Source organism: Janthinobacterium sp. PSPC1-1 (assembly GCF_049897625.1).
Lineage (GTDB): Bacteria > Pseudomonadota > Gammaproteobacteria > Burkholderiales > Burkholderiaceae_D > Janthinobacterium > Janthinobacterium tructae.
Map to the genome: position 1 here is coordinate 375,091 of NZ_JAFCWP010000006.1, position 12,931 is coordinate 388,021.

Consider the following 12,931-nt stretch of genomic DNA (forward strand, 5'->3'; position numbering starts at 1 on the left):
TGACGCGCTGTGAGTGTAATCATGAAATATGACGTAAGCGTGACATACGCTGTCATAAAGCGCCGCCCGTCCTGTCATTTTTCATGACGAAAAGGGTACTCCTCGGGGCGTAGCTAATTATTTCAGGATTTTTTACCCATGTCATAAAGCTGTCATATTCGCTTGCTAGACTGCGCAGCATTCAACCGGGACTTTGAGCCCTAACAACCCTGAGGACTTGATATGCAAATGAAGCAAATGTTCAAATTTATCGTCGTGGGTGCTTCGGCAGCGATGGCATTTTCTTCCGCTTCCGTCATGGCGGCAGATATGACAGGTGCTGGTGCAACCTTCCCGTACCCGATCTACGCCAAATGGGCTGAAACATACAAAGCCAACACCGGTAACGGCCTGAACTACCAGTCCGTCGGCTCCGGCGCTGGCATCAAGCAAATCAAGGCCAAGACTGTTGAATTCGGCGCCTCGGACATGCCTTTGAAGGCAGAAGAGCTGGAAGAAGCTGGCCTGATGCAGTTCCCAGCCATCATGGGCGGCGTGGTCACCATCGTCAACCTGGACGGCGTAACCCCAGGCCAGCTGAAAATGACGGGTAAAGTCGTCGGCGACATCTACCTGGGCAAGATCACCAAGTGGAGCGCGCCTGAAATCGCCGCGCTGAACAGTGGCGTCAAGCTGCCGGATACGGAAATCACCGTGGTGCACCGCGCCGACGGTTCGGGCACGTCCTTCCTGTTCACCGACTTCCTGTCGAAAACCAACCCGGAATTCAAATCGAAAATCGGCGCCGGCTCGGCTGTGAAATGGGCCGTGGGCGTGGGCGGCAAGGGTAACGAAGGCGTCGCCGCCAACGTGCAGCGTATCAAGGGTTCGATCGGCTACGTCGAATGGGCTTACGCCAAGAAAAACAAGATGTCGCACACCCAGTTGCAAAACAAGGACGGCAACTTCATGCAGCCTGACGACGAAAACTTCAAGGCAGCAGCCGCTTCGGCACCTTGGACGCAAACCCCAGGCTTCGGCGTGGTCCTGACCGACCAGGCTGGCAAGAACAGCTGGCCTATCACGGGCGTGTCGTTCATCCTGATGCACAAAGTCCAGGCTGACGCAGCCAAGGCTAAAGAAGTCCTGAAATTCTTCGACTGGGCCTACAAGAACGGCGGCGCCGCTGCCGTTGAACTGGATTACGTGCCGATGCCAGCATCGGTCGTGAAACTGGTGCAGGAATCGTGGAAAGCCAATTTGAAAGATGCATCGGGCAAAGCGATCTATTAATTCGATAGATTGACCAGATAAGTACCCATCCTTGTCCCCGCCAGCAGCACGGCGGGGCAGGGAGTTAGCCAGGACCGCCCGCAAGCCCTTGCAGGCGTTCCCGGCTAAAAGAGCACGATAAAAATAGCAGTACCTGCAGTACCACCCACATGGCACATTATGAGCGCACAATCTACCTCCTCCACGATCCCCATGCCAGGCGGCACCATGACCGATTCCATCAGTCACGCGCAAATGCTTTCCACCATGCGCAAGCAGCGCTTCCAGGATTTCATGTTCCACAAGGTGACGATGCTGTTCGCCCTGTCGGTGCTGATCGTCCTGGTCGGCATTATCATCTCGCTGATCATGGAATCGATACCGGCCTTCAAGACCTTCGGCCTGCATTTCATCGTGTCGGCAGAATGGGACCCCGTCAATGACCAGTACGGCGCCCTGATCCCCATCATCGGCACCCTGGTGACGTCCGTCATCGCCCTGCTGATCGCCTTCCCCGTCAGCTTCGGCATCGCCCTGTTCCTCACGGAAATCTGCCCGGCCTGGCTGCGCCGCCCGCTGGGCACGGCTGTCGAGCTGCTGGCCGGCGTGCCATCGATCATCTACGGCATCTGGGGCCTGTTCGTGTTTGCGCCCCTGTTTGCCGACCACGTCCAGCCCATCCTGAAAGCCACCTTGGGCAACGTGCCCGTCATCGGCCAGCTGTTCAGCGGTCCCATGATGGGCATCGGCTTGCTGACGGCCGGCCTGGTGCTGGCCATCATGATCATCCCTTTCATCGCTTCCGTGATGCGCGACGTGTTTGAAATCGTGCCTGCCGTGCTGAAAGAATCCGCATACGGCCTGGGTTGCACACGCTGGGAAGTGGTGCGCAAGATCGTCTTGCCATACACCAAGACCGGCGTCGTCGGCGGCGTCATGCTGGGCCTGGGCCGCGCACTCGGTGAAACCATGGCCGTGACCTTCGTCATCGGTAACGCCAACAAGCTGTCGTGGTCGCTGTTTGCCGCCGGTAACAGCATCACCTCGCTGCTGGCGAATGAATTCGGCGAAGCGCAGTCCGAGCTGCACGTCGCTTCGCTGTTCTCGCTGGCGCTGATCCTGTTTGTCATCACCTTTATCGTCTTATCCGCCGCCAAGCTGATGCTGGCAGGCATGTCCCGCAAGGAAGGCACGAAATGAGCCAACTCAGCCAAGTTAGCACGCACGACGTTCCGGCCAAGCCGGCCATGAACCCTGTCTACCGCAAGCGCCTCTTGATGCACCGCATCGGCATCGCCCTGTCGGTGGCCGCCATGGCCCTGGGCCTGGCCGTGCTGGTGTGGATTTTGTTCACGCTGGTGATCAAGGGTTTCGGCGCCCTGTCCATCGATATGTTCACGCAAACCACGCCGGCCCCCGGCAGCGAAGGCGGCGGCTTGATCAATGCCATCGTCGGCAGCGCCCTGATGGTGGGCCTGGCGACTGTCGTCAGCACCCCGATCGGTATCCTGGCCGGCATCTACCTGGCCGAATACGGCGAAGAAAACAAGTTTGCGCAAGTGACGCGCTTCGTCACCGACATCATGCTGTCGGCGCCATCGATCGTCATCGGCCTGTTTGTGTATGCGCTGTACGTGGCGCACGTGAAACACTTCTCCGGTTACGCGGGCGCCATCGCGCTGTCGCTGATCGCCGTGCCGGTGGTGGTGCGCACGACGGACAATATGCTGCGTTTGGTACCGAACAGCCTGCTCGAAGCCGCGTTTGCCCTCGGTGCGCCGCGCTGGAAAGTCGCCACCCTGGTGCGCTTGCGCGCGGTCAAGGCCGGTGTCATCACTGGTGTGCTGCTGGCCTTGGCCCGCATCGCCGGCGAAACGGCGCCGCTGCTGTTCACGGCCCTGAATAACCAGTTCCAAAGCTTCAACATGAATGCGCCGATGGCCAACTTGCCGTCCGTCATCGCCTCGTTCGCGATGAGCCCGTACGACAACTGGCGCTCGCTGGCCTGGGGCGGCGCACTGCTGATCACCTTCAGCGTGCTGGCCTTGAATATCCTGTCGCGCACCGTGTTCAGCCAAAAAGTCCCTAATTAAACAGATACCGAGCGAAGCGAACCCATATGAATACGCAAATGAATCCAGCACAAGACCTGGCACCAAAGAAAAAAACCATCGAGATTTCGGGCCTGAACTTTTTTTACGGCAAAACGCAAAGCTTGCATAACGTCAATCTGGACATCCACGAAAAGAAGGTCACGGCTTTCATCGGCCCGTCCGGTTGCGGCAAGTCGACCCTGCTGCGCACCCTGAACCGCATGTATGACCTGTATCCGGGCCAGCGCGCGGAAGGCTCGATCCTGTACCGCGGCCGCAACGTGCTCGACGCGGACCAGGACGTCAACATGCTGCGCGCCAAGGTCGGCATGGTGTTCCAGAAGCCGACACCGTTTCCCATGTCCGTGTACGACAACATCGCCTTCGGCGTGCGCCTGTATGAAGACCTGTCGAAGGGCGAGATGGATGAGCGCGTCGAGTGGGCCCTGAAAAAGGCCGCGCTGTGGGGCGAAGTCAAGGATAAGCTGAACAAGAGCGGCCTGTCGCTGTCGGGCGGCCAGCAGCAGCGCCTGTGCATCGCGCGCGGCGTGGCCGTGAAGCCGGATGTCTTGCTGTTAGACGAGCCGACCTCGGCGCTGGACCCGATCTCGACCTCGAAGGTGGAAGAGCTGATCAGCGAACTGAAACAGGATTACACGATCGCCATCGTGACGCACAATATGCAGCAGGCGGCGCGCTGCTCCGACTACACTGCCTATATGTACCTGGGCGAGCTGGTGGAATTCGGCGAAACGGACCAGATTTTCATGAATCCGGCCCGCAAGGAAACGCAGGATTACATCACGGGCCGCTTCGGCTGATCCACCCAGAATAACGACATACAAGACAACTGAATACGGAGAGACAGCATGTTAGGCGAACATTCATCCAAGCAATACGACAACGAACTCGAAGCGATCCGCTCGAAAGTGCTCCTGATGGGCGGCATCGTTGAAACCCAGTTCCTCGACGCGATGACGTGCTTTCGCATCGGCAACCCGGAACGCGCCGACCGCGTGATGCGCGAAGACGACGTCGTCAACCAGCTGGAAGTGTCGCTGGACGACGCCTGCAGCCATTTGATCGTGCGCCGCCAGCCGGCCGCCAACGACTTGCGCACCATCATGGCCACCATCAAGGTGATTACCGACCTCGAACGCGTAGGCGACGAGGCGACCAAAATCGCCCGCGTGGCGAAGAATCTGCACAAGCGGGGCAACGGCGTCGTCAACCATTACGAGATGGTGCGCGGCATTGCCAACACGGCCACCGACATGCTGCACGATGCGCTGGACGCGTTTGCCCGCAACGATGGCAAGCAGGCCTTACAATTAATTGCACAAGATGCCATCATCGACCATGAGTTTCGGTCTATCATGCGCAACTTGATCACCTTTATGATGGAAGACCCGCGCACGATTTCGGCGGCTCTCGATACCTTGTGGGTGGCCAAGGCCATCGAACGGATCGGCGACCATGCGAAAAACATCGCCGAATACGTGATTTACGTGGTTGAAGGCAAGGACATCCGCCACACCAAGGTGGCTGCTCCCGCCATTTCCGAGGAGCTCCCTGAGTAAGCTTTATGGCATCTGATAAAACCACGGTATTGATTGTTGAAGATGAGCCGGCCATCGTTGAACTGGTGACCTATTCGCTGCGCGAATCCGGCTGGAATTGCTGTTCCGTACAAAACGTTGCCGATGCCTGGGAATTCATCCAGCACCGCACGCCGCACCTGATCCTGCTGGACTGGATGCTGCCGGACCAGACGGGCTTGCGCCTGCTGTCGCGCATCCGCGCCGACCGCAATTTCGCCGCCATCCCCGTCATCATGCTCACCGCCAAGAGCATGGAAGAAGACAAGCTGGCCGGCCTGAACAGCGGGGCCGACGATTACGTCACCAAGCCGTTCTCGCCGCGCGAGCTGCTGGCGCGCGCCAAAGCGCTGTTGCGACGCAAGAGTCCGGAACACGCGCAGGCGCCCATGCGCGCCGGCAACGTAGCGCTGGACCCCGTCAGCTGCACCGTGATGATGGATGAACAGAAGATCGATATCGGCCATGCCGAATACAAGCTGCTGAAATTCCTGCTGGCCCATCCGGAGCGCGTGTTTTCGCGCAGCCAACTGCTCGACAAGGTGTGGGGCGACCATGTGGTGATCGAGGAACGCACGGTCGATGTCCACGTATTGCGCTTGCGCAAAGCCTTGAAAGAGGCGGAAAGCCTGATCAAGACGGTGCGCAGCGTCGGCTACATGTTGTCTGAAAAATAAAGCCTGTCTCTTATGAATCCGAAATTGCTGTTCTGGGTACCGGCCGCCTTGCGCATGGTGCTGGCGCTGCTGGGCGTGGCCATCGTCTGGTATCTGTTTGGCGCCACGTATGCGCTGGGCATCGCCTTCGTGTTGATGGCCATGATGGTGTTCGTGCAGCTGTCGTATCTGTTCCAGCTGAGTAACTGGCTGGACAATCCGCAAAGCGCCAAGCTGCCCGACGGCTGGGGCGCCTGGACCAGCATCTTCGCGCGCCTGTACCGCATGCGCCGCGACGACGAGAAAAACCAGGCCGAGCTGACGGAATGGCTGGCGCGTTTCCGCCAGGCCATGCACCTGCTGCCGGACGGCGTCGTCATCATGGACGATGTGCTGTTCCTTGAATGGTGCAACCCGGCCGCCGAGAAACACCTGGGCCTGACGCACGAACGCGACAAGGGCATGCGCGTCACCAACCTGATCCGCAGCCCCGAGTTCATGGATTACATCATCCTGGGCCGCTACGACCAGCCGCTGACGATCACTTTCCGCAACCGCAAGCTGATCGTGCAAATCATCCCGTTTGAAAACCGCCGCCAGATCCTCGTCACGCACGATGTGACGGAAACGGAACGCATCGAAATGATGCGCCGCGACTTCATCGCCAACGCCTCGCACGAACTGCGCACGCCGCTGACGGTCATCGTCGGCTTCCTGGAAATCGCTTCCGCCGAGCTGGACCTCGATGCCGCCACGCGCGCCGCTCACCTCAAGCTGATGACGGAGCAGGGCCACCGCATGCAGCATCTGATCGAGGACATGCTGACCCTGTCGCGCCTGGAATCGGTCGACTACCCGCTGCGCCCCGAACCGGTGGATATCAAAAAGCTCATGCAGCAGGTCTTGCGCGACGCCAAGGGCCTGTCGGCCGGCAAGCACGACATCAAGATGGAATGCAACGGTCCCGACGTGCTGGGCAGCTACGACGAGCTGTACAGCGCGTTTGGCAACCTGGCCTCGAACGCCGTGCGCTATACGCCGGCCGGCGGCAGCATCACCCTGCGCTGGCAGGATGGTCCGGCCGGACCTCAATTCATCGCGCAAGACACGGGCATCGGCATCAGCCAGGAACATATTTCGCGCCTGACCGAGCGTTTCTACCGCGTCGATAAGAGCCGTTCTCGCGAAACCCAGGGCACGGGCCTGGGCCTGGCCATCGTCAAGCACGTGCTGCTGCGCCACGGCGGCACGTTGGCCATCCAGTCCGTGGCCGACAAGGGCAGCAGCTTCATCGTCAGCATGCCGAAGTCCGTCGTCACGCCGCTGCAGGGCGAGTTGCTGGTCAAGTAGTCTGGTCAAGTAGTCCCGGGGAGGGGAGTTCCCTCCCTGTTTCTGCGGCGACTGGTGCAATGTTGGCATAAGTCGTTACAATCGTGCCATGACTTTAATTAACACTTCTTTTCGCCACGCCGGCGCGCAGCAACTGGCCCAGTCGCTGCAGGCTGCGCGCCAGAACACGCTTTCCCTGTTCGACTGTTATGTCAGTGCCGGGCTGGACGTGGTGGCTGGCCTGCCCCGCCATCCGCGCCTCAATCCACCGTTATGGCAGCTCGCGCATATCGCCTGGTTCGCCGAGTGGTTCATCCTGCGCGAAGCCGCTTCCAGCCATCCGGCCGACGCCATCTACAATTCCCTGCTGACGCGCGGCGACGATATGTTCGACGCCAATATGCTGGAGCAGCGTGCGCGCTGGAAGCTGGAACTGCCCAGTCCGGGCGCCGTGAAAACGTATTGCCGCGAAGTGCTCGACCGGGTGCTCGATAAACTCTCGCGCGAACCCAACGTCGACAGTGCCCTGGCGCCGTACCGGCTGGCGCTGGCGCAGGAAGACTTGTGTGGCGAGGAAATGCTGGCCGGCTTGCAATGGCTGGGCCTGGAAGCCCCCGAATCCCTGGCTGCCAGCCCGGCTTTGCCGCCAGGTGCGGGCGAGATCGCCTTTCCAGGCGGCTCCATCGTACTGGGCTCGCCGCGCGGGGCCGGTTTTGCCTTCGACAATGAATCGCCGCCCCATGCCTGCTATGTGGCGCCGTTTTCCATCGATGCTTGCGCCGTATCCAACGCCCAGTTTGCCGATTTTGTCGCCGATGGCGGCTACCAGAACCGCCAGTTCTGGAGCGCGGCCGGCAGCGCCTGGCTGATGCGGCAGGAGCGTTCGTCGCCCATGTACTGGCTGCGCGAAGCGACGCAGTGGCGCACCATGCGTTTCGGACAGCGCACCACCTTACCGCCGAATGAAGCCGTGCGCCACATCAATCTGTATGAAGCGCAAGCGTACTGCGCCTGGGCGGGGCGCCGCCTGGCGACGGAGGCGGAATGGGAGTATGCTGCGCTGTCCGGCCACCCGCGCTTTCACTGGGGCCAGGTATGGGAGTGGACGGCGACGCCATTCGAGCCGTATCCGGGCTTTGCGCCCGATGCCTGGCGCGAGTATTCGGCGCCGTATTTCATGCAGCACCAGGTGCTGCGCGGCGCCGCCTTCGCCACGCCGCCGCGCCTGCATTCGCCCCGCATGCGCGCCTTCCACGCGCCCGAACGGGGCGACATCTTTGCCGGCCTGCGCACCTGCGCCTGGTAGCGCGCCGAGAACAGACATCATTTCAGGATACCCTTGAGTACAGATAACGCCCCGCAGTTCATTCCAAAACGCATCACGCCCACGCCGGAGCAGGTCGCCATCCAGACGGCGCAAAAGAAAGTGGTCTTGATCGACGCCAATGCCGGCGCGGCCAAGACGACGACCCTGGCCCTGCGCCTGGCCGAGGCCTTGCACCGGGGCCGCGCGCCCGAACGCATGCTGGCCCTCGTCTTCACGGAAGCGGCGCGCGTGGCCCTGCGCCAGCGCCTGCTGGAAGTGGGCGTGCCGCTCGGTGTCGTCAAGCGCCTCGTCATCGACACCTTCGACGCCTTTGCCGCCAAGGTGCTGCTGCAGCTGGAAAACATGCAAGTGGCATCCATGCGCAGCGATGAAGAGCTGCGCCCCGTGGCGTGGGAAGCACTGGAAGTGGTGTCTGAGAAGTATGCTCACCGCTATCCGCTGGAAATCAACACGACCAACGGGGCGATTGCCGAATTCCTGAAGTTGCAGTTGCGCACCAAGGCGCGCCTGGATTTTCAAAATCCTGACTTCGAGAGCAATTCCCTCGATGACAACCTGGAGCTGCTGGGCATGTCGCGCACGCATTATCTGTGGCTGCGCGAATACGAAGCCTTGCGCGGCGCCGACACGGGCGATATCCAGTTCCGCGCGCCGTTCGACGCCACCTACGACCTGGTGCGCATGCTCGATGGCGACGAACCCCTGCGCCAGCAATTGCCGGCCTTCCAGATCATCGTGGCCGATGAATTGCACGATTTGAACGAAGCGTCGTTCCGCCTGCTGACCATGCTGATACGCCGTGGCAACGCGTTTTTCTGCGGCGCCGGCGACAAGGATCAAGTCATCTATACCTGGTCGGGCGCCGATCACCGCTTCTTGCGCCAGCGCTTCGAGCAGGAATTTCCCGCCTTGCAGCGCCTGCCACTGACGGCATCTTACCGCTACGGCCCCCAGCTGGCGCAGGCCGTGGGCGTGCTGAAAAACAAGGCCAGCGTGTCGGCCCTGTCGCGCGCCACGCATATCGACGTGCTCGAGTACGACCATACGCAGCCGCAGGCGTGCAGCGCGCAGCTGATCGCCGCCCTCGAACACGCGCATGCGGGCACCACGGCCATCTTGCTGCGCGACCGCGACCAGGCCATCCGCGTGGAAACGGCCCTGTTCCAGAGCGGCATCGCGTATAGCCTGGTGGACATGAACAGCTATCTGTTGAGCCTGGAAGTGCTGATGCTGCGCGGCATGGTCGCCATCGCCCGCAAGGATTTACATGCGATCAAGAGCGGCCCGCGCCGTGGCGAGATTCTCGAAGCGCTGGTGGCCTTCGCGGAAATCCCGTTTACGCGCGGTGAGCTCCAGCAAGCCAAGGCCGACGTGGCCAACTATCCGGATTTGCTGGAAGGCTTTTTGACCAACCAGCTGGCCAAGTCGCACAACCAGGACAAGGCGGCGCTGACCCTGGCCGCCGTCGATTACCTGCGCGCGCTGCCTCCCGATGCTCTGGCGGGCGACGCCCTGCAGCACATTTTTGGCCTGATGCAGCTGGAACAGACGGCGCGCCGCATCTATGTCGACCCGGCCCAGGCGCGGGTTGTCGCCCGTTCCCTGCACGGTTTCATTGCCGTGTGCCGCGAAGCGGGCGTGGCGCTCGGTGGCTTTGCCGGCTGGCTGGGCGAGATGGAAGAAGCCGTGACGGTCTCGACCGGCAAGGCCAAACTGGTGATCGCCTGCATCGACCAGATCAAGGGCCTCGAATACAACCATGTCATCTTGCCTTACCTGGCCGTCGATGAATTCCCGCGCAGCAAGACCGACCCGCTGGAAGAGGAAAACCGTTTTTATGTGGCCGCCACGCGCGCGCGCGACAGGCTCACCTTGCTGACGCCGGAGGACCCCGCCTGGCGAAGCCGCTACATCGCCGCCCTGCAGCTGAAAAACAAGATTGTTGCGCCGAAAGCATAAATCTTTTGCCGTGCGGCCGCTTTTTGTGAAAGACGAAAGCGGGCATACTTTGTTCATGTGATCGCTTTTGATCTGAATTAACAAAGCTAACCAAGGAGGAACGACGCCTAACAAAACCGTAGCGAGCGGCGATGATTTGTGGCTAAGAAGCGCAACCGTGCTACAGCACGGTGAGCATCGCAGGCCGCAAAGCGCGACGCGCAGTAGGTTTTGTTTGGCGTCCACGGTATGAAAGTATTTTTGACAGGTGCAGCAGGTTTCATCGGCAGTTCCATCGCGGCGGGCCTCGTGCGCGCCGGCCATCAGGTCACGGGCCTCGTGCGCAAGCCGGAACAGGTGGCCGAGCTGGCTACCATCGGCGTACAAGGCATCGTCGGCACGCTCAATGATCGCGAACTGCTCATCGAGCAGGCGAAGGCGGCCGATGCCGTCATCAATGCGGCCAGCAGCGACCACCGGGCCGCCGTCGAAGCCATCATTGAAGCGCTGGCTGGCAGCAACAAGCCTTTCCTCCACACGAGCGGCTCGTCCATCGTGGGCGATGCCTCGGGCGGCGAGGGCACAGAGCAGATTTACTTTGAAGACAAGTTGCCGGCGCCCACGGCGGACAAGGTGGCCCGGGTCGCCATCGATGAGCTGGTGCTGGCCAGTGCAAACAAGGGCGTGCGCGCCAGCGTGCTGTGCAACACCCTGATCTACGGCCACGGCGCCTTGCCGCGCGACAGCGTGCAGTTGCCACGCCTGCTGAAACAGGCGCGCAAGAGTGGCATCGTGCGCCACGTGGGGCCGGGCCGCAACATCTGGTCGAACGTGCATATCGACGACGTCGTCAGCCTGTATTTGCTGGCGCTGGAAAAGTCTCCGGCCGGCACGTTTTACTTTGTCGAGTCGGGCGAAGCGGCCTTCCGCGACATGACGGCCGCCATCGCCAAGGCACTGGACCTGGGTCCCGCGCAGGATTGGCCGTTGCCCGAGGCGATCGCCGAATGGGGCTATGAGATGGCGTCCTACGGCCTCGGTTCCAACAGCCGCGTGCGCGGCGCACGGGCGCGCACCCTGCTGGGCTGGCAGCCGCAGGGGCCATCGGTGCTGGAGTGGATCAAGCACGACATGCTCCAGCCGCCGCACGCCATCGCCGTTTGATGCAGCTCAGCAAAGCGACATCTGTGTGCGCTAGCGAACGGTGCTGTTTTGCGATCAGGAGTATGATGGCTTTGCTTGGTTGAGACGCACTGCCGTGAAGTTGGCGGCATGTTCGATCTTCCAGCAGGTCAGCCGGTCGCCTCAAGGATCGGCACCAGATTTCTGTTCGCGTTTGCGCCATGCGGCCATGCGGCTGTGCACTGCAACTCCAGGTCGTGGTGTGTACTGCGAACCCCTTCAAGGCCGGCCCTAGCCGGTCTTTTTTTGCCTGTCGTTCCGGCCCCTGCGCCATTCACCGTCGCCTGTCCGCCATTCGCCGAAACGCAGTTCTCGCGCGGCCGAAATCCGCGTATCTTTACGATCAACCAACTTCAAGGGGCGACCGTGAAACCTGAACCAGCTTATTGCCGCCGTACCCAGCTGCTGTGGGGCGTGCTGCTGATCGCCATCGGCGCCATCATCCTGCTGGACCGGCTCGATGTGATCTATCTCCACGATTACTATGCTCTATGGCATTATTGGCCGCTGATACTGGTCGTCTTCGGCCTCAACAAGCTGCTCACGCCCGTGTCCGCCAAGCAGGTACTGAGCGGCCTGTGGCTGATCTTTTTTGCTGCCTGGTGGTATGTGTCGTACGAAGAACTGTGGAATTTAAATTTCTACAATAGCTGGCCAGCCTTGCTGATCGCCTGGGGCGTGGGCCTGGTGCTGGAACCGCTGCTGAACAAACATTTTATTGCCTACCGGGAGTCCGAGCATGAAAAATAAACCGCCGCTGCACTCGCCATCGCAGATCGTGCTGGGCGTCATCGTCATCGGCCTGGGGCTGTTGTTCCTGCTCGATAACCTCGGTTTTATCAATGTGCGCTACACCTTTCGCTTCTGGCCCACGGCGCTGATCGTGTTTGGCTTGCTGAAACTGTCGCAAAGCCGCAGCGCGAACGGCTATTTGTTGGGTGGCATGCTGGTGCTGCTGGGCGTGGTCTGGACCCTCAAGCACATGGGTATCTTTTACATGAACTGGGACTTGCTGTGGCCCTTGCTGATCATCGGCCTGGGCGTGGCCGTGGTGTCGAAGTCCTTGCCCGGCGCACAGCAGCGGCAGCGCCGCCGGCGCTTTGCCTCGCAGCAAGACAGCACGGCAGCGCCTGACTCTTTCGGCCAGGCCAGGAATGGCGCCGTGTCGCTGGACAAGGACGCCGCCGATACCAGTGCAGCGCCCGGCGCCAGCGGCCAGGCGGACGACGACAGCATCATCGAAGTGACGGCCATCCTCGGTGGCTATGTGCGGCGCGTGTCGTCGCAGCGCTTCAGGGGCGGCGATATCAATGTCATCATGGCCGGCTGCGAAATTGACTTGCGCCAGGCATCGATCGAAGGCGAAGCCGTGCTCAACGTGTTCGCCTTGTGTGGCGGCGTCACCATCAAGATTCCGCCCGACTGGAGCGTGGTGTTGCAGGGCACGCCCATCCTCGGTGGCTTCGAAGAAAAGACCATCGTGCCACCGAACCAGAACAAGCGTTTGTACGTGACGGGCTACGCCATCATGGGCGGCCTGGAAATCCGCAACTAGGC

At 61.0% G+C, this 12,931-nt stretch carries 12 protein-coding genes; all 12 read left to right on the plus strand.

From position 1 onward, the window contains the following. The first annotated feature begins 222 nt into the window (after positions 1-222). Positions 223-1,272 carry a phosphate ABC transporter substrate-binding protein PstS gene (gene pstS / locus ACP7EG_RS20530; RefSeq protein ID WP_426089077.1) on the plus strand — a complete coding sequence of 350 codons (1,050 nt, stop codon included), beginning with the start codon at positions 223-225 and terminating at the stop codon, positions 1,270-1,272. Positions 1,273-1,479: 207 nt separating this feature from the next. Continuing rightward, positions 1,480-2,451 (plus strand): phosphate ABC transporter permease subunit PstC, encoded by a 972-nt coding sequence (pstC, locus tag ACP7EG_RS20535; protein WP_225240714.1) that lies wholly within the window; start codon positions 1,480-1,482, stop codon positions 2,449-2,451. After that, positions 2,448-3,344 (plus strand): phosphate ABC transporter permease PstA, encoded by an 897-nt coding sequence (gene pstA / locus ACP7EG_RS20540; RefSeq protein WP_096234765.1) that lies wholly within the window; start codon positions 2,448-2,450, stop codon positions 3,342-3,344. Before pstC ends, pstA begins: the two co-directional genes overlap by 4 nt. 38 nt (positions 3,345-3,382) lie before the next feature. Then, entirely contained in the window at positions 3,383-4,165 is a 783-nt protein-coding gene (gene pstB, locus ACP7EG_RS20545; RefSeq protein WP_373629715.1) for a phosphate ABC transporter ATP-binding protein PstB, read from the plus strand. A 48-nt stretch (positions 4,166-4,213) separates the two neighbouring features. Continuing rightward, entirely contained in the window at positions 4,214-4,924 is a 711-nt protein-coding gene (gene phoU, locus ACP7EG_RS20550; protein ID WP_071078202.1) for a phosphate signaling complex protein PhoU, read from the plus strand. Between the two features lie 5 nt (positions 4,925-4,929). Then, positions 4,930-5,619 carry a response regulator gene (locus tag ACP7EG_RS20555; RefSeq protein WP_034755074.1) on the plus strand — a complete coding sequence of 230 codons (690 nt, stop codon included), beginning with the start codon at positions 4,930-4,932 and terminating at the stop codon, positions 5,617-5,619. Between the two features lie 12 nt (positions 5,620-5,631). Further along, positions 5,632-6,948: a phosphate regulon sensor histidine kinase PhoR gene (gene phoR, locus ACP7EG_RS20560; RefSeq protein ID WP_426089078.1), complete on the plus strand. Its 1,317-nt coding sequence runs from the start codon at positions 5,632-5,634 to the stop codon at positions 6,946-6,948. 88 nt (positions 6,949-7,036) lie between these two features. Beyond that, positions 7,037-8,233, plus strand: a complete 1,197-nt coding sequence (gene senA, locus ACP7EG_RS20565) for a selenoneine synthase SenA (protein WP_426089079.1) — start codon at positions 7,037-7,039, stop codon at positions 8,231-8,233. Between the two features lie 33 nt (positions 8,234-8,266). Then, the gene (locus ACP7EG_RS20570; RefSeq protein ID WP_426089080.1) at positions 8,267-10,213 is read left to right on the plus strand and encodes a UvrD-helicase domain-containing protein; all 1,947 of its coding nucleotides are present in this window, start codon (positions 8,267-8,269) and stop codon (positions 10,211-10,213) included. A 228-nt stretch (positions 10,214-10,441) separates the two neighbouring features. After that, positions 10,442-11,356 carry an NAD-dependent epimerase/dehydratase family protein gene (locus ACP7EG_RS20575; RefSeq protein ID WP_426089081.1) on the plus strand — a complete coding sequence of 305 codons (915 nt, stop codon included), beginning with the start codon at positions 10,442-10,444 and terminating at the stop codon, positions 11,354-11,356. 384 nt (positions 11,357-11,740) lie between these two features. After that, positions 11,741-12,124 carry a LiaF transmembrane domain-containing protein gene (locus tag ACP7EG_RS20580; RefSeq protein WP_426089082.1) on the plus strand — a complete coding sequence of 128 codons (384 nt, stop codon included), beginning with the start codon at positions 11,741-11,743 and terminating at the stop codon, positions 12,122-12,124. After that, positions 12,114-12,929: a LiaI-LiaF-like domain-containing protein gene (locus tag ACP7EG_RS20585; RefSeq protein ID WP_426089083.1), complete on the plus strand. Its 816-nt coding sequence runs from the start codon at positions 12,114-12,116 to the stop codon at positions 12,927-12,929. The genes ACP7EG_RS20580 and ACP7EG_RS20585 overlap by 11 nt, the downstream gene beginning before the upstream one ends. Positions 12,930-12,931: the final 2 nt, after the last annotated feature.

Excerpts from the sequence above, each read along its gene's own strand:
- pstS (WP_426089077.1), top strand. The coding sequence starts at position 223 with ATGCAAATGAAGCAAATGTTCAAATTTATCGTCGTGGGTGCTTCGGCA.
- pstC (WP_225240714.1), top strand. The coding sequence starts at position 1,480 with ATGACCGATTCCATCAGTCACGCGCAAATGCTTTCCACCATGCGCAAG.
- pstA (WP_096234765.1), top strand. The coding sequence starts at position 2,448 with ATGAGCCAACTCAGCCAAGTTAGCACGCACGACGTTCCGGCCAAGCCG.
- pstB (WP_373629715.1), top strand. The coding sequence starts at position 3,383 with ATGAATCCAGCACAAGACCTGGCACCAAAGAAAAAAACCATCGAGATT.
- phoU (WP_071078202.1), top strand. The coding sequence starts at position 4,214 with ATGTTAGGCGAACATTCATCCAAGCAATACGACAACGAACTCGAAGCG.
- ACP7EG_RS20555 (WP_034755074.1), top strand. The coding sequence starts at position 4,930 with ATGGCATCTGATAAAACCACGGTATTGATTGTTGAAGATGAGCCGGCC.
- phoR (WP_426089078.1), top strand. The coding sequence starts at position 5,632 with ATGAATCCGAAATTGCTGTTCTGGGTACCGGCCGCCTTGCGCATGGTG.
- senA (WP_426089079.1), top strand. The coding sequence starts at position 7,037 with ATGACTTTAATTAACACTTCTTTTCGCCACGCCGGCGCGCAGCAACTG.
- ACP7EG_RS20575 (WP_426089081.1), top strand. The coding sequence starts at position 10,442 with ATGAAAGTATTTTTGACAGGTGCAGCAGGTTTCATCGGCAGTTCCATC.
- ACP7EG_RS20585 (WP_426089083.1), top strand. The coding sequence starts at position 12,114 with ATGAAAAATAAACCGCCGCTGCACTCGCCATCGCAGATCGTGCTGGGC.